20 protein-coding genes are annotated in these 22,044 nt (G+C 43.6%); 10 read left to right on the top strand and 10 right to left on the bottom strand.

What is annotated here, in order from left to right:
* The first annotated feature begins 74 nt into the window (after window positions 1–74).
* Window positions 75–1,364, top strand: a complete 1,290-nt coding sequence (locus MMA19_RS15135) for a citrate synthase (protein WP_006074261.1) — start codon at window positions 75–77, stop codon at window positions 1,362–1,364.
* Between the two features lie 75 nt (window positions 1,365–1,439).
* Here the strand turns inward: MMA19_RS15135 and MMA19_RS15130 are convergent, their stop codons facing one another.
* Window positions 1,440–2,198 (bottom strand): Nif3-like dinuclear metal center hexameric protein, encoded by a 759-nt coding sequence (locus MMA19_RS15130; protein WP_239941432.1) that lies wholly within the window; start codon window positions 2,196–2,198, stop codon window positions 1,440–1,442.
* A gap of 84 nt (window positions 2,199–2,282) precedes the next feature.
* Between MMA19_RS15130 and MMA19_RS15125 the strand changes: the two genes are divergently transcribed.
* Window positions 2,283–3,050, top strand: coding sequence for a DUF1853 family protein (locus MMA19_RS15125; RefSeq protein ID WP_240206583.1), 768 nt, complete (start codon window positions 2,283–2,285; stop codon window positions 3,048–3,050).
* Window positions 3,051–3,142: 92 nt separating this feature from the next.
* Here the strand turns inward: MMA19_RS15125 and thiI are convergent, their stop codons facing one another.
* The 3 genes from thiI to pomA all read right to left on the bottom strand — a co-directional run bounded on the left by thiI (window position 3,143) and on the right by pomA (window position 6,572).
* Window positions 3,143–4,591: a tRNA uracil 4-sulfurtransferase ThiI gene (gene thiI, locus MMA19_RS15120; protein ID WP_065311685.1), complete on the bottom strand. Its 1,449-nt coding sequence runs from the start codon at window positions 4,589–4,591 to the stop codon at window positions 3,143–3,145.
* A 240-nt stretch (window positions 4,592–4,831) separates the two neighbouring features.
* A complete protein-coding gene (locus MMA19_RS15115) occupies window positions 4,832–5,767 on the bottom strand; it encodes a flagellar motor protein MotB (protein WP_031493734.1) in 936 nt (311 codons plus the stop codon).
* Between the two features lie 40 nt (window positions 5,768–5,807).
* The gene (gene pomA, locus MMA19_RS15110; RefSeq protein ID WP_031493735.1) at window positions 5,808–6,572 is read right to left on the bottom strand and encodes a flagellar motor protein PomA; all 765 of its coding nucleotides are present in this window, start codon (window positions 6,570–6,572) and stop codon (window positions 5,808–5,810) included.
* Between the two features lie 343 nt (window positions 6,573–6,915).
* Here pomA and xseB point away from each other — a divergent pair, with 343 nt between their 5' ends.
* Genes xseB through dxs form a run of 3 tightly spaced genes read left to right on the top strand, consistent with a single transcriptional unit; the run spans window position 6,916 to window position 9,951 of the window.
* Window positions 6,916–7,158, top strand: coding sequence for an exodeoxyribonuclease VII small subunit (gene xseB / locus MMA19_RS15105; protein WP_006074254.1), 243 nt, complete (start codon window positions 6,916–6,918; stop codon window positions 7,156–7,158).
* A 20-nt stretch (window positions 7,159–7,178) separates the two neighbouring features.
* Window positions 7,179–8,063, top strand: a complete 885-nt coding sequence (gene ispA / locus MMA19_RS15100) for a (2E,6E)-farnesyl diphosphate synthase (protein ID WP_006074253.1) — start codon at window positions 7,179–7,181, stop codon at window positions 8,061–8,063.
* Between the two features lie 22 nt (window positions 8,064–8,085).
* Window positions 8,086–9,951 (top strand): 1-deoxy-D-xylulose-5-phosphate synthase, encoded by a 1,866-nt coding sequence (gene dxs / locus MMA19_RS15095; protein WP_006074252.1) that lies wholly within the window; start codon window positions 8,086–8,088, stop codon window positions 9,949–9,951.
* A gap of 105 nt (window positions 9,952–10,056) precedes the next feature.
* On the opposite strand, the gene gltX is transcribed toward dxs, so the two are convergent.
* The gene (gene gltX, locus MMA19_RS15090; RefSeq protein WP_240206559.1) at window positions 10,057–11,484 is read right to left on the bottom strand and encodes a glutamate--tRNA ligase; all 1,428 of its coding nucleotides are present in this window, start codon (window positions 11,482–11,484) and stop codon (window positions 10,057–10,059) included.
* 163 nt (window positions 11,485–11,647) lie between these two features.
* On the opposite strand from gltX, the gene MMA19_RS15085 reads away from it, so the two are divergent.
* Together MMA19_RS15085 and MMA19_RS15080 are read left to right on the top strand one after the other, a co-directional pair.
* Entirely contained in the window at window positions 11,648–14,392 is a 2,745-nt protein-coding gene (locus MMA19_RS15085; protein ID WP_240206558.1) for a heavy metal translocating P-type ATPase, read from the top strand.
* Between the two features lie 57 nt (window positions 14,393–14,449).
* The gene (locus tag MMA19_RS15080; RefSeq protein WP_240206557.1) at window positions 14,450–14,899 is read left to right on the top strand and encodes a DUF411 domain-containing protein; all 450 of its coding nucleotides are present in this window, start codon (window positions 14,450–14,452) and stop codon (window positions 14,897–14,899) included.
* Window positions 14,900–14,954: 55 nt separating this feature from the next.
* On the opposite strand, the gene MMA19_RS15075 is transcribed toward MMA19_RS15080, so the two are convergent.
* From MMA19_RS15075 to MMA19_RS15065, 3 genes are all read right to left on the bottom strand, one after another.
* Window positions 14,955–15,701: a porin gene (locus MMA19_RS15075; protein WP_240206556.1), complete on the bottom strand. Its 747-nt coding sequence runs from the start codon at window positions 15,699–15,701 to the stop codon at window positions 14,955–14,957.
* 320 nt (window positions 15,702–16,021) lie between these two features.
* Window positions 16,022–16,375 carry a DUF2799 domain-containing protein gene (locus MMA19_RS15070; RefSeq protein ID WP_240206555.1) on the bottom strand — a complete coding sequence of 118 codons (354 nt, stop codon included), beginning with the start codon at window positions 16,373–16,375 and terminating at the stop codon, window positions 16,022–16,024.
* Window positions 16,376–16,597: 222 nt separating this feature from the next.
* Window positions 16,598–17,308, bottom strand: a complete 711-nt coding sequence (locus tag MMA19_RS15065) for an oligogalacturonate-specific porin KdgM family protein (protein ID WP_062457002.1) — start codon at window positions 17,306–17,308, stop codon at window positions 16,598–16,600.
* Between the two features lie 550 nt (window positions 17,309–17,858).
* Here MMA19_RS15065 and MMA19_RS15060 point away from each other — a divergent pair.
* Both MMA19_RS15060 and MMA19_RS15055 read left to right on the top strand, forming a co-directional pair.
* Window positions 17,859–18,716: a TraB/GumN family protein gene (locus MMA19_RS15060; RefSeq protein WP_240206554.1), complete on the top strand. Its 858-nt coding sequence runs from the start codon at window positions 17,859–17,861 to the stop codon at window positions 18,714–18,716.
* A gap of 400 nt (window positions 18,717–19,116) precedes the next feature.
* Window positions 19,117–19,290, top strand: a complete 174-nt coding sequence (locus tag MMA19_RS15055) for a hypothetical protein (RefSeq protein WP_006075229.1) — start codon at window positions 19,117–19,119, stop codon at window positions 19,288–19,290.
* Between the two features lie 32 nt (window positions 19,291–19,322).
* Here the strand turns inward: MMA19_RS15055 and cueR are convergent, their stop codons facing one another.
* Window positions 19,323–19,733, bottom strand: a complete 411-nt coding sequence (gene cueR / locus MMA19_RS15050; protein ID WP_006075228.1) for a Cu(I)-responsive transcriptional regulator — start codon at window positions 19,731–19,733, stop codon at window positions 19,323–19,325.
* Between the two features lie 175 nt (window positions 19,734–19,908).
* On the opposite strand from cueR, the gene MMA19_RS15045 reads away from it, so the two are divergent.
* Window positions 19,909–20,538 (top strand): DUF2057 domain-containing protein, encoded by a 630-nt coding sequence (locus MMA19_RS15045; protein WP_198557409.1) that lies wholly within the window; start codon window positions 19,909–19,911, stop codon window positions 20,536–20,538.
* A gap of 198 nt (window positions 20,539–20,736) precedes the next feature.
* Here MMA19_RS15045 and MMA19_RS15040 read toward each other — a convergent pair whose 3' ends face one another.
* Entirely contained in the window at window positions 20,737–21,882 is a 1,146-nt protein-coding gene (locus tag MMA19_RS15040) for a porin (protein WP_171392458.1), read from the bottom strand.
* Between the last annotated feature and the right edge of the window lie 162 nt (window positions 21,883–22,044).

Here is a 22,044-nt window from a genome sequence, read left to right as displayed (position 1 = left end):
TAACTGCGAAGCGAAGTAAAAAATTGGCACACAAACATCCTGGACGGATTAAATAATAAACAAAGGAGATTGTTATGGCAGATAAGAAAGCGACCCTTCATATTGAAGGTCAAGCGCCAATCGAGCTGCCGATTATGGATGGTTCTATCGGACCACAAGTAGTCGACGTTCGTAAACTTGGAGCCAATGGTTACTTTACTTTTGACCCCGGTTTTCTTGCCACTGCATCCTGTGAATCTCAAATCACTTATATCGACGGCGGCAAAGGTGTACTACTGCACCGTGGCTTCCCAATCGATCAGTTAGCTAACAATGCAGACTACCTTGAAGTTTGCTATATCCTTCTTGTTGGTGAAGCCCCTACACGAGAAGAATATGAGAGTTTCAAACAAATCGTTACACGCCACACCATGGTTCACGAACAAATCGCGAGTTTCTTCCACGGTTTCCGTCGCGATGCTCACCCAATGGCGGTTATGTGCGGTGTTGTAGGTGCTCTTGCAGCCTTCTATCACGATTCTTTAGATATTAATAATGATACGCACCGTGAAATCGCGGCTTATCGTTTGATTTCTAAGATGCCGACACTTGCAGCTATGTGTTACAAGTACTCAATCGGTCAACCATTCATCTATCCTCGTAACGATCTAACGTATGCGGAAAACTTCCTACACATGATGTTTGCTAATCCATGTGAAGAGTATGAAGTGAACCCTATCGTTGCACGTGCGATGGATAAAATCTTCACTCTGCACGCAGACCACGAGCAAAACGCTTCGACTTCTACAGTACGTCTTGCTGGTTCATCGGGTGCTAACCCATTTGCGTGTATTGCAGCTGGTATTGCATCACTATGGGGCCCTGCTCACGGTGGTGCCAACGAAGCATGTTTGCGTATGCTTGAAGAAATCGGCTCTGTTGATCAGATCCCTGAATTCATCGAGCGCGCGAAAGATAAAGACGACCCATTCCGCCTAATGGGCTTTGGACACCGTGTTTATAAAAACTACGATCCACGTGCAACAGTAATGCGCGAAGCGTGTCACGAAGTACTGAAAGAGCTAAACATCAAAGATCCACTACTCGACGTGGCAATGGAACTTGAGCGTATAGCACTTTCAGATGAGTACTTCGTTGAGAAGAAACTGTATCCAAACGTAGACTTCTACTCAGGTATTATCCTTAAAGCGATTGGTATCCCTGTTTCTATGTTTACGGTTATCTTCGCGATGTCTCGTACTGTGGGTTGGATTGCTCATTGGAACGAAATGCACAGCGATCCAGGCAACCGTATCGGTCGTCCTCGCCAGCTTTATACTGGTGAAGAAATGCGTGATTTCAAACCGCTTCACGAGCGTGAATAACAGAGCACATCAATCAGACACAACATCTGAAAACAAAAGAGCAGCTTACGCTGCTCTTTTTTATTAGAAGAAAATCTAAACTGGATTATCAATGTCGATAAACTCGACATCAAGGCCATGCGCTGATGCTAGCCACTCACCCAGAGCCTTAATACCATATCTTTCAGTTGCATGGTGGCCCGCCGCAAAATAGTGGATGTTCAATTCACGGGCTGTGTAGGTTGTGCGCTCAGAGATCTCACCTGAGATAAATGCATCGAGCCCTTTAGAAGCAGCAAGTTCAATATAGTCCTGACCACCACCGGTGCACCAACCTACCGTTTCAATCATTTTCTCCGCTTGTTCAGGTGCAATGTGAAGCGGTTCTCTAGAGAGAACCTGAGCAATTTTCTGAGCAAAGGCTTCACCAGTCATCGGTTGAGCCAGTTTACCAAACATAGCTACAGACTGAGGGTGCCCTTCTAGTCCATCAATCACTTCAATGTCGAGTAATTCAGCTAATCTCGCATTGTTGCCAAGTTCAGGGTGTATATCCAGAGGTAAGTGGTAACCATACAAATTAACATCATTTTTGATAAGGGTGCGAATACGTTTACCTTTCATACCACGAATGGCTTCAGGTTCGCCTTTCCAGAAATAACCATGATGAACCAATAGAGCATCCGCGTTAACAGATACCGCATAATCGATCAGTGCTTGCGAGGCTGTTACACCTGTCACTACCTTATTTATTTCACTAGCGCCTTCAACTTGTAGCCCATTTGGACAATAGTCTTTAATCAGTTGAGGAGACAACTTTTCATTGAGCACCGCTTCGAGTTGTAAGTTATTCATAGCACTTCCTGAGCAATTTCTTGATTTCCGTGGTTATAGCAATTTAATCTAGGGTTGTCGAAAGGAAAACGCAAACACATGAGCATGAATACTATAAAGGAATTCTTATCTTGGATAAGGACTAGTCCTAGTCTAATGATGAATGACCACAGAATCTCGCCCTACTTCCCCAGCGTCAATATGGATTCAGATGTTAAGGTTCACAGAGACTATGACGGCAACCCTAGACTCGGTTTTTTGTATCAGGAACTGTGTCGTCGACAGTTTGACGCCAGTCATGAATATCAAGTTATAGTCGAAGAATTGCAGTTGCAGCAAAATAACCGAACTATTGGTGCTATCGACTTTATTTTGGATAACCTTGCCACTGAGCAAATCGAGCATTGGGAAGTGGCAATAAAGTTCTATCTACTCAAGGACGGCTATTGGTATGGGCCAAATGCCAAAGATCGCCTGGATAAGAAATTGCATCGCATGCTTGAACACCAACTTATGATGACTCGCACAGAAGCGTTTCAAGCTTTATATCCGAACATTGATGACATTTCTCAGCACCTACTGATGCAAGGCAGACTTTATGTCAACCCATTTGAAAAGACTACAGTTCCAGAATACTGTCTAGGTTTGAAGATCAACCCTCAGCGAGTCACTGGCTTTTGGTGTTATCAAAGTCAGTTTGAAAGGGTTACGGAGCCTTTGTATCAACTATCCAAACCTCTTTGGGCAACGGGATTCAACAACGAAAACAAAGTGCCAGTGACTGAACTGCCACAACACTTTATCCATTGTCAGTCTGAAACTGGTCCGTTTTGGTTTATTGTTCCCGATGACTGGCCGCAGAGTAGTATGTAACTACAAAGCCATAACTAACGGGCATAAAAAATGGGCCCTAATAAAGCGCCCATTTTTACCTTGTGATTTGTCTATCGCTTTAAAGACGATCCCTAAGGGCGATACACCTTCACATTGTTAAAACCTTGTTCTTGCAAATACAAAGCTTGAAGACGACTCATTACGCCGCGATCACAGTACAGCAGGTACGTTTTCGACTGGTCTAAGTCACCAAACTTGGTTCCTAACTTAAAGAATGGAAGGTGTTGAACTTCAACGCCATCGAGTTCCAACGGACTCTCTTCCTCTTCTTCTGCGCTACGAATATCTAAAACGATAGCGTGCTCTTCAACTGCTTGAACTTGCTCAACTTCAGGCGCTTGCTCCTGACTTTCTTTTTCGATATCACGAATGTCCATCATTCGCGCATCACGCACTACTTGCTCAAGAATCCCAAAGTCGAATTTCTCTTCTTCAGCTTCTAGCTTAGTTTTCACAGCCTTCACAGTTGGCTTACGCGAAATCACCCCGCAGTACTCAGGCATGGTCTTAGCGAAATCTTCAGTACCGATTTCACGTGCAAGGTCGATAATATCTTCTTTATCCCAGTTGATCAGAGGGCGAAGAATTAGTGTGTCAGTGACACCATCGATATGACGTAAATTAGTCAGCGTTTGGCTTGATACCTGGCCGAGAGCTTCACCCGTTACCAAGGCTTCAATGCCAAACTTTTCAGCAAGCATTCCACCAGCACGCATAAACATACGCTTAAGAATAACGCCCATTTGGCCGTCTTCTACTTTTTCAAGAATTTCAGCAACAACCGGTTCAAAGTCCACCGAGATAAATTTCACTTTCGCTGAAGAGCCGTACTTGTTCCACAAGTAATGCGCAACTTGCTTGACGCCAATCTCGTGAGCAGGGCCGCCTAAGTTGAAGAAGCAGTAATGCGTTTTAGAACCGCGTTTAATATGCAGATAGCTTGACACACCAGAATCAAAGCCGCCTGAAATCAAGCTCAGCACATCTTCTTGTGTGCCAAGAGGGAAACCACCAAGCCCTTTATGGCGAGCGATGATTTGATTCAGTTTATCGTTCGCAACTTCGATGTTTACTGTTACGTCAGGCTTAGACAGTTTCACACGAGCACTTTCGACAGCTTGGTTCAAGCCACCGCCAACATAGCGCTCAAGCTCGATTGAGGTGAAGTCGTGTTTGCCGCGTCGCTTAGCTCGAACAACAAAAGTTTTGTTTTCGATACGGCTGCCGTTTAGTTCCAACACCTGCTCGTAGATATCGTGCATATCTTCAAAATCAGATTGCTGAACCTCAAGAACATGATGGATACCCGGGGTGTGAGTTAGGATCTCCAACACCTCGTTGTAGTATTCATCAGAGCTAGCATTCACTTCAATGTGGTCACGACGGTTATATACCGCTACAGATTCCGTACGTCGCTGGATAATAATTCGCAGGTTGCACTCTAAGATTCTTGTAAAGCGCTTACGCACTGAATCGCTTTTTACAAAAATCTCTGGATGGGGCTTTACGATAAATCTCATAGTCTTTTCACATCTCGTTGCAATGCTGTCTGAGCACGACAGTATAGGTAACAAATATCAACTGTAGTACAAACTCACCCAACTCATCGTGCCAAGTTTGAGACTAGAGCGGGCATTCGTCTATTTGGGGCGCAAGTATATACTCTACGTAGTTAAGATGCGAGTGTTGCAATTGTAGCGTTCAGCACAATAAAAAACACCAGCGCTGAACGCTGGTGTTTCATAGTAATAGTGCACATTTTATTGACCGTCTGCAGACACCTCATCAGTGTACACTGGCTCCCCTTGCATAATACTGATTTCAACACGGCGGTTGCGCGCTCTCTGTCGCTCAGTATCATTCGGGCCCAAAGGTTCGGTATCAGCCACTCCCAGCACTCGCAACCTTTGATGAGAGAAGCCTTTTACTTTCTCCATCTCTTGGGCAACAGAAACAGCTCGCTGAGACGATAAATCCCAATTAGAACGGTACAGCTCAGAATCCAAAGGCAAGTTATCCGTATGCCCTGACACACGGACTTGGCCAGGTATATCCTTAACTAAATCAGCAACCTGACGAACAAGAGGTCTAAATTTAGGCTGCAAGAAGGCCGACCCCTCTGGGAAAGCTCCTTTTTCTTGAATCCGAATCACCAGTTGTTGTCCCAAGTTGTCTACTTCAACAGCACCCTGTTTAATCTCTTGTTGCAACGCTTTCTTGATGATCTCTTCTAGTTTATCGAGATCTTCATTTTCTTGTTCGCTCTGTGCCGATGCCGTACCAATCTGGTTCTTTTGAGTCCTATCCGCTGTTTGACCACCCGTCATTTTGCCATCGTCTCGCTGATTACCACCAGCGCGATCTGACTCACCTTCATGAAACTCCAGCGTTTGCTGAGTGATGTCCATGGTCTGCTGCATAATGACGTCAATTGGCGTTGGTTCAGGGCGACCTGGTCGGAATTCTTGTGCGATGATGCTGGTACCCTTAGGAATATCTTTCACCTCAAGGCGATTTTGTACCCCGAATGCAAACTTCATAGAGCCCGCAATCTGCTTGAACTTCAGTACATCCATCTCAGAAAATGACAACAGAAGTACAAAGAAGCACATGAGTAGCGACATCAAATCCGCAAATGTGCCCATCCATTGGGGAAGACCCGGTGGTGGACAATCGCATTTTTGTTCCTCTTCCACAGCTCCTCCTACGCCAATTTAATATGTGAGACCAGCATGTTTACTCACCGTCCAAATCAAAGGCTCGCTTGCTCTCATTGAGGTAGTTTTTCAAATAGCCATCAATCACTCGAGGGTTTTGACCATCTTGAATCGCCAATACACCATCCATGATCAAACGACGATTGAGTTTTTCTTGCTCGCGACGCAACGTAAGCTTGTCAGCAATCGGGAAGAAAAGCATGTTGGAAAGAATCGCCCCATACAAGGTTGTTAAAAGTGCCACCGCCATTGCAGGACCAATCGACTTCGGATCGTCCATGTTAGAAAGCATCGCAACCAGACCAATGAGGGTACCGATCATTCCCATTGCAGGAGAAACATCACCAAATGCCTTAAAAACGCCCGCTCCTTTCACATGGCGTTCATCGGTTAATGCGATGTCTTTTTGCATCGCGTTACGCACAACTTCTGCATCGTGACCATCAACCAATAGATCGATGCCTTTTTGCATAAAGCTGTTCTGAATATCCATTTCCTCTAAAGCTAGGAAACCACCTTTACGTGCCGCATCCGCCATTTCGACGATTTTCGCGATTAAGTCTTCAGGTTCATCGGTTTTGAACATGAACGCTTTGCCAGCAATCTTCGTTGCACTAAAGAACTGGCTCAGAGTGAACTTCATCAACACCACAAATGTCGAACCACCGATTACGATGAATACCGACGTGGTATCGTAGTAAGTCATGATGCTGCCACCCAGCACCATCGCCATAATGATCGAAGCGGCCCCACCAATTAGGCCTATCAGCGTTGCTAAATCCACTCAACACTCCATAAATAATTGCCATCAATCGACATTGACGAACCTGAATATCCGCACGAGTCTATCGCGTTATATTCAGGTTATCGACCACATGCCCATATCTTTAAGTAATTTATGACCTGAAAATCACAAAATTCCCTGTTCCCTCTTCTTTTAGCCGGAGTCAATTCGAGAAATCGCCGTAAAACAACACCTTCCCCAGTTTCTATATCCATCCTGTTGAACAAATTTGTAGCAGAAACAAAAAGTGGAAAGCATCTTGGTTACATTTTTGGCACCATTAGTTTGACCATCCGTTAAGGCTAATGTAACGTTCGAACATTTCTGATAAAACAAGTAAGTTATGGCGACGAAAAAACCAGAGAACATGTCGTTTGAAGCGACAGTGGATGAGCTAGATATGCTTGTCGAACAATTAGAAAATGGTGACCTTGCATTGGACGACGCTTTGAAGAAGTTTGAACGTGGTATCGCTTTAGCTCGTGCTGGGCAACATAAGCTTACAGAAGCAGAACAAAAAGTCAGCATCCTGCTAGCCAAAGATGACGATGCAGAACTTGATGACTTCTCCCAGTCAGCGGAATAGAAACAAAAGTGAGTATCCCCATGATTGAGGCTTTAAAGTCTTATCAACAACGTAATAACGAGCAACTGGACGCTTGGCTCGACCACTATCCTTTCCAAGAACAAAGATTAATAGAAGCAATGCGATATGCATTGCTACTTGGCGGTAAACGTGCTCGCCCTTTCCTTGTTTATGCTACCGGACAGATTTTTGGTTGCACCAATGAACAATTAGATACTCCGGCCGCTGCTATTGAGTGTATCCATGCCTATTCATTGATCCACGATGATCTTCCTGCAATGGATGATGACGAACTCCGTCGAGGTCAAGCGACTTGCCATATTCAATTCGATGAAGCGACTGCTATTCTAACTGGTGATGCTCTGCAAACACTGGCCTTTACCATTTTATCTGAAGGTGAATTGGCATCCTTTGCCAATGAGCAACGTATTACTATGGTACAAAAGCTTGCTCACGCTTCAGGTGCTGCTGGTATGTGCATTGGGCAAGCACTCGATCTAGAAGCAGAGAACCGCAATGTGACGCTGGAAGAGCTTGAGCGTATACATCGTCATAAAACAGGGGCACTGATTAAGTGCGCTGTTCAGTTAGGTGCTTTGGCAGCTGGGGATAAAGGGGTTCAATACCTACCTCAGTTGGAAAATTACGCTGATGCAATTGGACTCGCGTTTCAGGTGCAAGACGATATTCTAGATATTGTCGGTGACACGGAAACCTTAGGTAAACCTCAGGGTTCAGACGTCGAACTTAACAAAAGTACCTACCCTGCTTTGCTAGGATTAGAAGGGGCTCAGCAAAAAGCAGCGCAGCTTTTTGAAGAAGCACTTTGTGCTTTAGAGGCTATACCCTACAATACTCAATTACTCGAAGATTTCGCCCGATATGTCATCGAGCGCAACAACTAAACAGAATTAAAGCGCTAACACTATGACACTTGATATTTCAAAATATCCAACACTGACATTAGCAAATACACCGGAAGAACTTCGCTTGATGCCAAAAGAGTCACTTCCGAAGCTTTGTGAGGAGCTAAGAACGTATTTGTTAAACTCTGTGAGCCAATCAAGCGGACACCTAGCTTCTGGCTTAGGGACGGTTGAATTAACTGTCGCCCTACATTACGTATACAACACGCCTTTCGACCAATTGATTTGGGATGTGGGCCATCAGGCTTATCCACACAAAATTTTGACGGGTCGACGCGAGAAGATGTCGACAATCCGACAAAAAGATGGGCTTCACCCTTTCCCTTGGCGTGAAGAAAGTGAGTACGACGTTTTATCCGTTGGCCACTCATCCACATCTATCAGTGCGGGACTTGGTATTGCCATCTCTGCGGCTAAAGAAGGCAAAGACCGTAAAGTGGTCAGCGTTATTGGCGACGGCGCCATTACTGCAGGAATGGCATTTGAAGCACTCAACCACGCTGGTGATGTTCATCCTGATATGCTCGTAATCCTCAATGATAACGAAATGTCGATCTCAGAAAACGTTGGCGCTCTAAACAACCACCTCGCTCAGGTCTTATCTGGTAGTTTATACACTTCGATTCGTGAAGGCGGTAAGAAAGCACTATCTGGTTTGCCACCAATTAAAGAGCTAGTTCGTCGTACAGAAGAACATTTAAAAGGTATGATCGTTCCGGGCACGCTATTTGAGGAGCTAGGCTTCAACTACATCGGCCCTGTTGATGGTCATGATGTCAATGAACTGGTTAAAACGTTGAAGAACATGCGTGAGCTTAAAGGCCCGCAGTTCCTGCACATTATGACCAAGAAAGGTAAAGGATACGAACCAGCTGAGAAAGATCCAATCGGTTACCATGGCGTACCTAAGTTCGATCCTTCTCACTCCTGTCTGCCAAAAAGCAGCTCAAGCAAACCAACCTATTCAAAGATCTTTGGTGATTTCCTATGTGATATGGCAGCCAAAGACCCTTCATTAATGGCAATTACTCCTGCCATGCGTGAAGGCTCTGGCATGGTACGTTTCTCGAAAGAGTATCCGAGCCAATATTTCGATGTCGCGATTGCAGAGCAACACGCCGTGACATTAGCCACTGGTATGGCTATTGCTGGTAACCGCCCAATCGTTGCCATTTACTCTACGTTCTTACAGCGCGGCTATGACCAACTGATCCACGATGTTGCTATTATGGATTTGCCTGTAATGTTTGCTATCGACCGAGCAGGATTAGTCGGCGCTGATGGTCAAACTCACCAAGGTGCCTTCGACTTAAGCTTTATGCGCTGCATCCCTAACATGGTCATCATGGCACCAAGTGATGAAAATGAATGTCGCCAGATGCTCTACACTGGTCACATGCACAATGGTCCAAGTGCCGTACGCTACCCACGTGGTGGGGGCAATGGAACAACACCAGAAGCTGAATTTACCGCTCTAGAAATCGGCAAAGGTCGCATCGTACGTGAAGGCGAAAAAGTAGCGATATTATCCTTCGGTACTTTCTTAGATAATGCGCTTATCGCGGCGGAGAACATCAATGCTACCGTCGCTGATATGCGTTTTGTCAAACCGCTTGATGAAGCGCTAATTAGAGAGCTTTGCAATAGTCACGACGTCATAGTTACTCTAGAAGAAAACGCTATTGCAGGTGGTGCTGGCGCTGGCGTAATTGAGTTCATGATGAGTGAGAAACTAATGAAGCCCGTCCTAAACCTAGGACTTCCTGACAGGTTTGTCGCTCAAGGCACTCAAGATGAGTTGCACGCAGAGCTTGGACTGGATGCGGTGGGTATAGAAAAATCCATTCGAGACTATCTAGAGAAGTAATCTTACTTCCATATGAAAAGCGGCTTGTGAGTCGCTTTTTTGTTTTTATGAAAAAAAGGCCGCAATATTTATTGCGGCCTTTTCAATATCTTAGATTAGGAGTAATTAAGCGTTCGCTTCACGCTCAGCAATAAATGCTAAAGCCATCTTAATGCGAGCAATAACACGCTCTTTGCCAACCAGTTCCATAACTGCATCAACCGATGGAGATTGACCACCGCCTGTTACTGCTACGCGAAGTGGCATACCGATTTTACCCATACCAATTTCTAATTCTTCACAGACCGCGGCAATGACTTGCTCTTTAATATTTACTGTTGTCCACTCTTCCAACGCTTCTACTTTCGCTAGCGCAGCTTCTAAAGGCGCTTTAGCTACACCGCGTAGATGTTTCTTCGCAGCACCAGCTTCGAACTCAGAGAAATCTTCGTAGAAGTAACGGATTTGCTGTGCAAGTTCAACCAATGTATTGCAACGCTCACCAACTAGCTTAATGACTTCTGTGATAGCAGGACCATTCTCTGTGTTTAGCTTTTGCTCATCAAGGTGCCATTGTAAATACTTTGCCACATACTCTGGCTCAGATGTCTTGATGTAATGGTTGTTCAACCAGTTTAGTTTGTCAGTATTGAACGCAGATGCTGATTTTGAAATAGCATTCAAAGAGAACAGTTCGATCATCTCTTCTTGTGAGAAGATTTCTTGGTCACCATGAGACCAACCTAGACGCACCAAGTAGTTGTTCAAAGCATTCGGAAGGTAGCCTTCATCACGATACTGCATCACAGAAACCGCGCCGTGGCGCTTAGACAGTTTCGCACCATCATCACCCAGAATCATTGCACAGTGTGCAAATGTAGGTACTGGAGCACCTAGAGCTTCATAGATGTTGATTTGACGAGGCGTGTTGTTGATGTGATCTTCACCACGAACAACATGTGTAATACCCATATCCCAATCATCAACCACTACCACAAAGTTATATGTTGGCGCGCCATCGGTACGACGAATAATCAGGTCGTCCATTTGGCTGTTTGAGATTTCAATGCGACCACGGATTTGGTCATCAAACACCACGCTACCCTCTTTCGGATTGCGGAAGCGAATAACACACGGGTCACCTTCTTTTGCTGCTGCGTTCGCTGCAACAATTTTAGGATGGTTCGCATCATAGCGAGGAATTTCTTTGTTCGCTTCTTGCTCTGCACGAATCTCTTCTAGCAACTCTTTCGGCGCATAACATTTATATGCTTTGTCTTCCGCAAGTAGCTTATCAACCATTTCATTGTATCGTTCAAAACGCTTAGATTGGTAATAAGGACCCTCGTCCCATTCCAAACCCATCCACTGCATGCCTTCCAAGATCGCATCCACTGCTTGTTGCGAGTTACGCTCTAGATCGGTGTCTTCGATACGAAGAACGAATTCGCCGCCTTGGTTTTTAGCAAATAGCCAAGAATACAGTGCAGTACGTGCACCACCGACATGAAGATAGCCTGTAGGGCTAGGAGCAAAACGTGTTTTAACCGTCATCGAATGTACCTTGTTGTCAACGTCGCACGATGCGCTTCATCGTGCGTTGCAAATTTGGGCGCTATTTTATCACCTTAAGCTAAATCTACAATCAATAGCTTGACCTTACCCTTGCGGTAAGGTTTATCGTTAGTCACAGTTCAATATTTCTTCGAGGTGTTTTATGAATCAATATACGCTAAATCTATCAGGACTCTCCTGCATGGGGTGCGTGAATAAGCTGCAAAAAGCACTCGATGCCTCCCCGCTATCGATGGATATCAAAACACTCACCACTGAACAACTTATCGCGGAGAGTTCGTCGGATGTCCAAGACATTATTTCCATAGTCCAATCCCTTAACTACCATGCCATTCCCGTATGGCACTTTGCACTTTCAGGCCTGAACTGCGGAAAATGTGTAGCGAAATTGCGCACTCAACTTGAATCATTGGAAGATTGCGAAATTCTCTCATTGAGTAAATCAGAGTTGACCATTGCAACATTAGACAATCCGCTAACTATTATCGGTAGCGTAGAAGCTGTCGGATATCAAGCAAAGCAAGAGGCTAATTCTACCAGCGGCAATGACCTTGATACGTCTACGCAAAGCGAGAGTATTGAGCCTATTTCTCCTGATATCTCGTTGCTAAACGAGTCAAATGACGAACTGCTGTTAACACAAGAAGGCTACAGACTTCATTACCTGATTCATGGAATGACTTGTGCAAGCTGTGTGAGCTCGGTAGAGAAAGCACTAACCAGTGTTGATGGCGTCGAGAACGCTCGTGTTAACCTTGCTGAACAAAGTGCTTTAGTAGTAGCTTCCAAAGATGTAGAAAGCATCAATGACGCTTTGCTCGCTGCGGTTTCGAGTGCTGGCTATCAAGGGGAGCTAGTTCAAGACTTAGCCACAAGCCAAAGTCAGCAACAGCAAGCACTTTTAGACCATCAAGCGACTCAAAAAAAACACACTATTGTTGCCTTAGCCATTGGTGCTCCGCTCATGCTTTGGGGAGTATTAGGTGGCAATATGATGATCCGCAACCCTCTAGACCAAATGACCTGGGGGCTAATTGGAGTCATCTGTTTATGGCTACTCGCTACTGCCGGGCGCGACTTCTATGTAAATGCTTATAAAGCACTAACACACAAACGAGCAACGATGGATACCCTCGTCGCGTTAGGCACGGGCGCAGCATGGTTTTACTCTATGTTAGTGGTGGTTAAGCCTAGTTGGTTCCCACATCAATCTAGACATGTTTATTTTGAGGCAAGCGCGATGATTGTGGGATTAATATCTCTCGGGCACTACATCGAAGCCAAAGCAAAGTCTAAAACCAATCAGTCGCTTCAAGCGCTAATGAACCTTCAACCACAATATGCGACTGCCATTATTGATGGTCAAGATCAGCCTATGGCAGTGTCCGATATTCGTCTCGGGATGCTGCTTAGAATAAAGCCAGGTGAAAAAGTTCCTGTTGATGGACTAGTACTTGAGGGACACAGCTATATTGATGAATCCATGTTGACGGGTGAACCTGTGGCCGCAGCAAAAGATATTAATGACACGGTGTCTGCAGGCACATTAAACACCGATGGTAGCTTGGTTATCAAAGCAACAGGTGTGGGCGCAGATACTATGTTGTCGCGTATAATTAACCTAGTAAGAGAAGCGCAAAGCAGTAAACCTGCCATTGCTAAATTAGCAGACTCTATCTCAGCAGTATTTGTTCCCGTCGTTGTAGCGATCGCTTTATTAGCCGCGGCAGTTTGGTTCTTTGTCGGACCAGAGCCTAGAGCCAGTTATATGCTTGTTGTGACGACAACAGTACTTATCATCGCCTGCCCATGCGCATTAGGTTTGGCAACACCACTGTCTATTACTGTTGGTATAGGCAAAGCTGCCCAAGCCGGCGTATTAATTAAAGATGCCGACGCCTTACAAAAACTAAGTAAAGTAAAAGTCGTCGTATTCGATAAAACCGGCACACTGACCATGGGTCAGCCAACCGTACAGCGAGTATTTACATCGAACCTATCAGCACATGAGCTGACAGAACATGAGCTGGCCAAATTGGTATTGCCATTAGAAAAACGTTCAGAACATCCTTTAGCAAAAGCGGTCACTCGATATTGGTCGGCCACTGACACAAGTGAGCCCCAACAATTTGAGAATCTTAAAGGCAAAGGGGTTAAAGGGATAGTTGACGGTAAGCAAATAACCATTGCATCGCTCAATCACGTACAAAGTTTGAACATTGATACAACGCCGATTCAAGATGGCCTCGATGAAGCAGCAAATATGGCTGCGACACCAGTGGTCGTGGTTATCGATAATTCAGCGGTAGCTGTGATTGCTATCGCCGATGAGCTTAAGCCAGAAGCCGCGTCTGCAGTGGCATCATTGAAGCAGCAAGGCATTCATACTGTGATGCTAACGGGTGACAACCGACATGTTGCTAACGTAATCGCTAAGAAGCTTGGTATCGACGAGGTGGTTTCTGAGGTATTACCAGATGAGAAATCCGCTCATGTAGAGTCACTCAAGGCTAAGTTTGGGCCTGTCGCTATGGTTGGTGATGGCATCAATGACGCACCTGCTTTAGCACTTGCTGATGTCGGTATTGCCATGGGCTCAGGGAGTGACGTGGCCATCGAAAGTGCGCCAATGACATTGCTTAATAGTAACCCTGCGACTGTGGCATACGCTATTTCACTGTCTAAGGCGACAGTGAAGAACATAAAACAAAACCTATTTGGTGCATTTATCTATAACTCGTTAGGAATCCCGATTGCAGCAGGGATTCTTTACCCGATTTTTGGTTTTCTGCTCAGCCCTGTTTTTGCTGGAGCAGCTATGGCACTGTCCTCTATTACCGTTGTCAGCAACGCAAATAGACTCAGAAACTTTCAATATAAACGCTAATCGAGTTGGTTAACCGATAACGATATAGCCAATAATTACTTGTTAAAAGGATTCAATATGTCAAAGCAAACACGTCTATTCAAACTAGCAACACTGTCGTTTGCGATGGTAACAGGTTCAGCGTTTGCCACGGATATGCTCACGTATAAGTCACCTTACTGTGGCTGCTGTAAAGAATGGGTGAAGCATATGGAAGATGCTGGATTTAACGTTAAGGTTGAAGAGCATAAGAATATGAACCCAATAAAAGAAAAACTAGGTATAAAGCCCGAACTCGCATCGTGTCATACGGCGGTTATCGGTGACTATGTTTTCGAAGGCCATATTCCAGCCGATGACATCAAGGCTTTCCTAGAGAACCCACCTAAGAACGCTAAGGGACTCGCTGTTCCAGGCATGCCCGTTGGTTCTCCAGGTATGGAATATGGCGACAAGAAAGACCCTTATCATGTCTATGCTTACAATGAGAAAGGTCAAGTCTACAGTTTCCGTGCTTACAATATGTAACGTGAAGCACTGATACTAGATAAACGCCACAGCAATCGCTGTGGCGTTTATCTGGCTAAAAGTTATAAATCCCACCTATAAGAAATGCACTATTCGCTACACCATGGCCATAACGTGATACTTTGACATCCCCTTGACTCTTGTACTCAAAATACGGCTGAAAAGCGTATTTCGTTAACGTCAACCTAAACTCATGGTCCATGGTGCTGTCCGTGTATGGGTAGTATGGCCCATAAGCTCCTATGGCATGGTACACATTGTTATAGTGGATTTTCACTGGGTGCGTTTGGAACGTATAGGCAATCTTGTTATCAAATCGATAATCTGTATCCGGCTTATACCCCCAACGGTCATGTTGTGCATAAACTTCGATTCGAGTGCGATGACTCAAAGAGAGACCTTGCTCAAAGTCATAGCCGATTTTAAAGAGTGGACGATACTGCATGGTTTCACCCACTTGCATTAGGTGTTCATATCCAGCCCCTAGCCAGAAGTTGTCCGACATTTGAAAACGCTGCTCTACCCCTAGCGTTACCAAAGGAGCTCTCACGCGGTGTCCATAGTACATGTTATGGTGGTGATGGTGACCATCACTGTGAGGCGTTGCACCAATCGCAATATCTTCTATTTTGAACTTAATCGTTGTATCCGTATCAAAAGTATGGCCTGCCGCCATCTTAGCTGTGGTTTTGGAATCATAGAGATAACTGCTATTGAACTGGATGTTACCTTCAATATATGACGATGCAGCAAATGCGCTGCTCGAGCTAAATGCGAGTGCCAAGAATGTAATTTTACGCAAGACGTTAGTCCTAACTTAGTCAAAAAAAAACGCATCTTCACGCTCGATTTACCTTGTGGCAAATTCTAACAAAGTCATGACTCTGCAAGACACAAATTGTCAAAAAATCAGATAAATACTGGAAATTCAATCAACTAGCTTAATCCTAACTTCGCTATGTAAATAAACCGTCTGAAAGACATATTTTCTGGACAGAAAAACGACAAAGGACGACCAATAGTCGACCTCAGTAAGGATAAGTAAAAGTTGCTCAGTAAACCGCAAATTTATTAAAACAAACTAAACGTTCAGATTTATATCAGCGTACCGCCTCAGTTACTCTATAAGCGACCAAGACTTTGATTTGAACGTCCATCGTTATACTTCATTCGGAATCGCCAATCGAGGTCGTCACAAATCCCCAGATAGCTTTTCCCCATAATCCCTAACCTGTAGGCATCTTGCGCGCAGTATTCAGTTCGGCCTTTTTCATACCCTTCAGAGTAAGCCGTTTCTAAAGCCGCATCATTGACGCTTAATTCTTCAGGTGTTTTTTTCATGTAGCCTTTTTTTGACTGCTCATAACCAAATGTCTGCCATGAATCACTCGTCCCATCTGTTGGAAAAGCTGTCTGTGTACAACCACTCATAAATACAACTGTGATTAAGCTAGATACAAGAAATTTAATGTTCATCTCATCATCCTTTTAAGTCATTACTGAAAACAAGAAGTTTAGTACGCCATGACTTGAGTATTCGTTCAGTGTCGTTCACGTATTTTATCGTGTCACTCTTAAGATAAGGAACAGATAAAAAGAAATTGCGAGGCACCTCTATTCTAAATCCGAACTTAGAACAGAAAAAAGGCTCCTGACGGAGCCCTAAATATGGAAATATGAACAATCTTGGGGGATAGATTAGAAGCCGTATGAAGCACCGAACACAACAGCGTTGTTTACTGCACTGCTTCCGTCAGCATTCTTTAGGCCGTGAGCTTGGCTACGAAACTCAAAGTATGGTTGTACGCCATCACGAGTCCAAGTTGCACGAAGCTCGTGGTCCATCGTATTAACTTTATCATCGCCGTTCGCATCTTTGTCGCCAGCTACTACGTATACGTTGTTATAAGAAAGAGCAATAGGCTGATCAGCGAATTGATAAGCAATTTTGTTGTCCAAACGAACATCTGTATCTGACTTGCGTGCTTGGCCATCTAGTTGATTATTAATGTGCATACGAGTACGGTTGCTCAAAGAAAGACCGTTATCGAAGTTATAACCGATCTTGATAAGTGGGCGATATTGAATTGTTTCACCGCCTTGAATCAAGTGATGGTAACCTGCCGCAAACCAAAGGTGGTCAGTTGCGTTAAAGACCTGTTCAACACCCAAAGTAGTCGCTGGTAGTGGACTAGCACCATCTTGTACTTTACCCAGTGGAATAGCATCAAACTCAACTAATAGCGTAGTGTTAGAGTCAAATGTGTGGCCGGCTTCTAGCGTAGACGTTGCTTTAGAACCTTGAAGGTACGTATCGTGAAATTGAACGTTACCAGTTACGTAAGAAGAGCCTGCGAAAGCGCTAGTTGATGCAACTGCAAGAGCGGTAAGAGCGAGAACTTTTTTCATTATAACACCTATATATGCTTTAGTTTTGAGCAGCTTATGTTGCTGCCTTGATATGCTGCCGTCTGGCTTGAGCACACTATAACTAGATTTAATTCGCGCTAACAAATAATTACCCCACTAAAGTGATCAAAATCACAACAAGAAAATGACAAAAAACATAAATACATAAAAAACAGCAACTTAAAAAAGTTATATAAAATACCGTAAATTCACAAAGAAAAATTACCTATGATGGAAGTCACAAAAACCATACTCATATCGCCATATTGATGACAAAAATGTCGTAAAAACCACATCCCGTCCAAAATAACTCTTATAAAATCGTGATATCAAACGTACTTTTAGGTTTAAAACAGCATTTAATTCGCATTAAAAAAGTAGTTTTATCGAGGAAAAACAACCTAGAGGAGTAACTCTCTACTTCAACCTTGGCATTTGAGGAGCGAACTTGTGTTAGTCTGAACACTCAACCGTAGTTCAGAAAGTGGTGGATAGATTGCTTAGAGATATTTCGAGTTATATAAAAAGAGCTCACTTGGGGCCTTCATTCATGAACCTTCTGTTGTTAATCTCATTTTTTTCTCATGCAGAACCGTTGTTATGGCAAGCAGACAAAGGTGAACAGCGCCTCTATCTCATGGGGACAATTCACGTTGGGGATACCAAACTCGATCCATTTTCTAGAAAAGTGACAGAAGCTTTAGATAGCTCTGATAGCCTGGTTGTCGAAACACGCCTAAATGAAAAAGTTCGTTTCCCGCAAGAACCACAACACAGTACTAAGCAAATGTTAGACGAAGAACACTTAGCTACATTAGTTAAAATCTTAAAACAGACCTCCCTAGCTCCAACTAAAATATTGAACTTACCACCTTGGCAAGCAGCCTTAACCTTACAACAATTACAATTCCAATCTCTTAACTATCAACCTCAGTTCGGCATTGATATGCAGTTTGTTCAGTGGGCAAACACTCATCAATTACCAATAAAGGGATTAGAGAGTTTACAATTTCAAATCGATTTACTCGCAAATCAGCCTGATGACGGATTAGATATGTTGAAACAAACAATCCAAGAGTGGCCAAATAGTGAAGCAAGCATCCAATGTTTAGTCGAGTCTTGGCGTATGGGGGATAAAAAGAACCTTGAAGAAGTGTTACAAGCAGAGGCCTATAATGATGACTTCTATCATTCATTCATTTACGAGCGGAACGAAAAGTGGGTAGAGATATTAAGCCAATCACAAGAATACAAAGCAGGAACCCATTTTGTGGCTGTGGGCGCTCTGCACCTTGTTGGAAAACACAGTGTTGTTGAACAGCTAGGAGAGCAAGGTTATGCCATAAACCTACTTTCCACACCAAACAAGGCAAATTGCTCGATCTCTGATTCCAGTCAAGACAACTGACTGTTATCGAAATTCGTTCATTTTACCGGCTAGTTAGAACAAAACATCGAAAACGAGCTCTTTTTGAGCTGGGAGCACGTCACCGCAAATCAGATTTCCTTAGATTCCTTAATTACCAACTAGTTAACCATCATTGCCATAGATTGTTCTAGAAACTAAGTAAGTTAATTTAAGTAGTTGAGCGGCATTCCCCCATACTACATGATAAAACTATAGATTATTTTTACCATCTAAATCATATAGTTATTAATTTCACACAATTAATAAGTTCCACTTTTTTGGAATTAAAAATTTTTTAATTCTTACTCTTTTTTTTGATCTTTATTCTCTCTTGTTCATACTTAGGATTATCTCGAAGTGTGAGATGCCTCAAAATATTGAATAATTGAAAGGGATCGTTATGAAAATTTTCTCAGCACTAATCTTCGGCATCATGCTGACGCTTGCTCCAATCACCCATGCCTCAAACAGTTCTGCATTAGGTCCATATGTCGACTGCCAACTAAGCGATGGCTCTCAAACATATACCCCGATTGAGCGTTGCGAACGTTTAGGTGGCCAAAAACGCTTTTAATATATCAAGCCCTTGGCTGCATAGTACGAACATCAGTTTTGGACTTTTGTATTGCAGCCTTGCATCAAATCATCAACGATTGGACATGCCGAATTAGTGTCTCCCGGGCACTGAGAAAGCCAGACTTCCAGTTGCTGTTCAATAGCTTGCAACTCTGAAATCTTGCGTTTAACTTCCGCAAGTTTTTCGCTGGTTCGACGTTTAACTTCGGCACTCGTCCTGTCAGTTTTGAAGGCTAACGACACCATATCGCGACACTCATCAAGCGTAAAACCGACTCGTTTGGCCTTAGCAACAACACTTAGTTCATCAACATGCTTGGCCGAATAAATGCGATAGCCATTATCGCTTCTCAACGGTGACGAGATGATTTTCTTTTCTTCATACAGTCGGATTGATTTCGTTGTTAGACCGGTCTTTTTCGCAACTTCACTGATGTTCATATCGAACTCCACTTAGGCAAACCTACACAATTATTCAAATGATAAGTGACTCGCAAATTTCTGTACAGACGCTTTCTGCTTTCATAACAACGCTATTATTCGCGATGTAAAAAAACTAAGATGAAACAGACCCTACAAGAGAATTGCCATATTGGCAAAGTACTAAGGAGTGGTAATGAAATTAACAAAAACACTACTTGCGAGTCTAATTTTGGCACCGTCACTAGCCTACTCGTCAGTGACCATTGACGTGCCGTCTGGCATCCAACTGCTCACTGTTAATGGTAAAGACGCTGGCTACTCAAACTTTGGTTTCGATAGTAACGACAACATCGTTCTCGATAACGGTGTAAACCAACTGGTTTTTAGAATTTCTAAAATAGTTATGGAAACGGGCTCAGACAAAACCAAATTTAAATCTCAACCTTTAGTTGCAACATTTGATGCAAAAGATAAGGATATCTCTATATCCGTGCCTAACATTAAGACACTGCAACAAGGTGTAGAGTTCAATAGTAAACCTACCTTTGAACTTGTTAGCGATTCAAAGCCCCTCGTTGGCGTGAAGAAAGATCAGTTAGGTTTAACGTTTAGTCTAACTGCGGATATGGCACAAGAAGTAAAAGACTACAATCAAACCAACGCTGTTGCTAGCTTGTCACACTACTCACAATCCAAAATAGAAACCGCTGACATCCAACTTGATGGTGATGTGTACCAATCTTTAAAACGCTCTTTCAAAAGTGCCTCATACGAAGAAAGAAAGAAGTTTCTTACTTGGGCAATCAGCAACCTCGAAGAATAATTCAACCTACTGTGCCCGCACTCGTGGGCACATTTTTACTTTATCGCTAGCTCTCCTTTCCTTAACTCAACGTTATTTAATTCCATCTTCTGTGTTTTTGTTAAAACAGTTATTTTTCAATCTTACTGTGAATTACAACAATAAAAAACGGCCCCTATTACTAGGAGCCGAAGGTATAAGGCAGTATCAGATTGTATTTTAGAAGTAGTACTCTACGCCTAGACCCCAGCCGAACTCTGCAGAAGAGTTATCTTTGGAAATCATATACGGACGAACATATGTGATTGCAGAGTCGTCCAAGAAGTAAAGTGCTTGCGCAGAAACAATATAATCTGCTAAATCGCTAACTTTAGTACCATCAATTTCAGGGTCAAGGTTAGCAGCGTAGTTCATTTTGAACTGCCAGTTTTCTACTCCGCTATACACAGCACCTAGAGAGTAACTATTTTGTGATAACTTAGAGCCAACGAACTCAGATAGGTCAAGTACAGGGTCGTTTGAGTCCACAGGAGTGTGCTTTATTTCGTTGTACTTAGCTTCTTCATATTTGAATGCGCCATTAAATGCAAAGGTATCAAAGTTAAGCTCAAAGCCTAATAATGCAGCTTGGGTATCAGAGCGACCAGATACTTCATCTTTATCACCGATTACTGGCTGACCCGGATTTTGTTTGATCCAGTTATTATATGCGGTATTGAGGGCATCAATGTTGCGATCTTTACCGTACTCGTAGCCACCATGTAGAGTTAATACGCCAACAGTATAATGGGCGCCTAGACCATAGAAGTTAGAGTCCGACTGGCTTTCGTCACCACGACCGGCCGCTAGGTTGAAGGTAAAACCACCTAGGTTAGCAGAATCATAGCGAACCATGTTTGATTGACGGTCATAACGAGCACCACCAACAACATCACCACCCCAGTCAAAAATAGCACCAGCACGTTGACCTGAGTATGGCCAGTCGATAATTTCATAAAGTGGTGTCAACATACGACCAATACGTACACGACCAGCATCTTCGAACTCAAAACCACCGTAGGTATCACGAACACCTAGGCCACTAGCAGCACCGTCATCACCGACGTTACCGCCTTCCAATTGCCAAATAAACTTAGGACCACGTGCTAGTTCATGTGAACCGCGTAAACCAAAGCGAGATTCATTTTCTAGTTTCAGTGGAGCATCACCGCCACCAATTTTATCTTCGCCATATTGCCATACAGACAATGCAACTTGACCATAAAGATCAACTGTATCTGTTGCCGGTTTCGCTTGTACTGCACCCGCCATTGTTAAAGACGCCACTGCTGCACCGATAAGAGTGCGTTTAAACATTTTTTCCATGGAATAACTCCTAAAAATGGATATAGCTGTTTTTTATATTTCACTCTTAAGTTGGCCGCCGAAGGGTGAAATATTTCCTTATTTATTTAACCAAACAGACTGGTTAATTTTCCTGTCTACACCTTGTGTATCCATATTCACAAGACTAACTTCGCAGAGAAA

Source organism: Vibrio sp. CyArs1 (genome assembly GCF_022432925.1).
GTDB lineage: Bacteria > Pseudomonadota > Gammaproteobacteria > Enterobacterales > Vibrionaceae > Vibrio > Vibrio mediterranei.
Note: the sequence above shows the minus strand (reverse complement) of the source record. Positions and strands in the feature narration are given on the sequence as shown.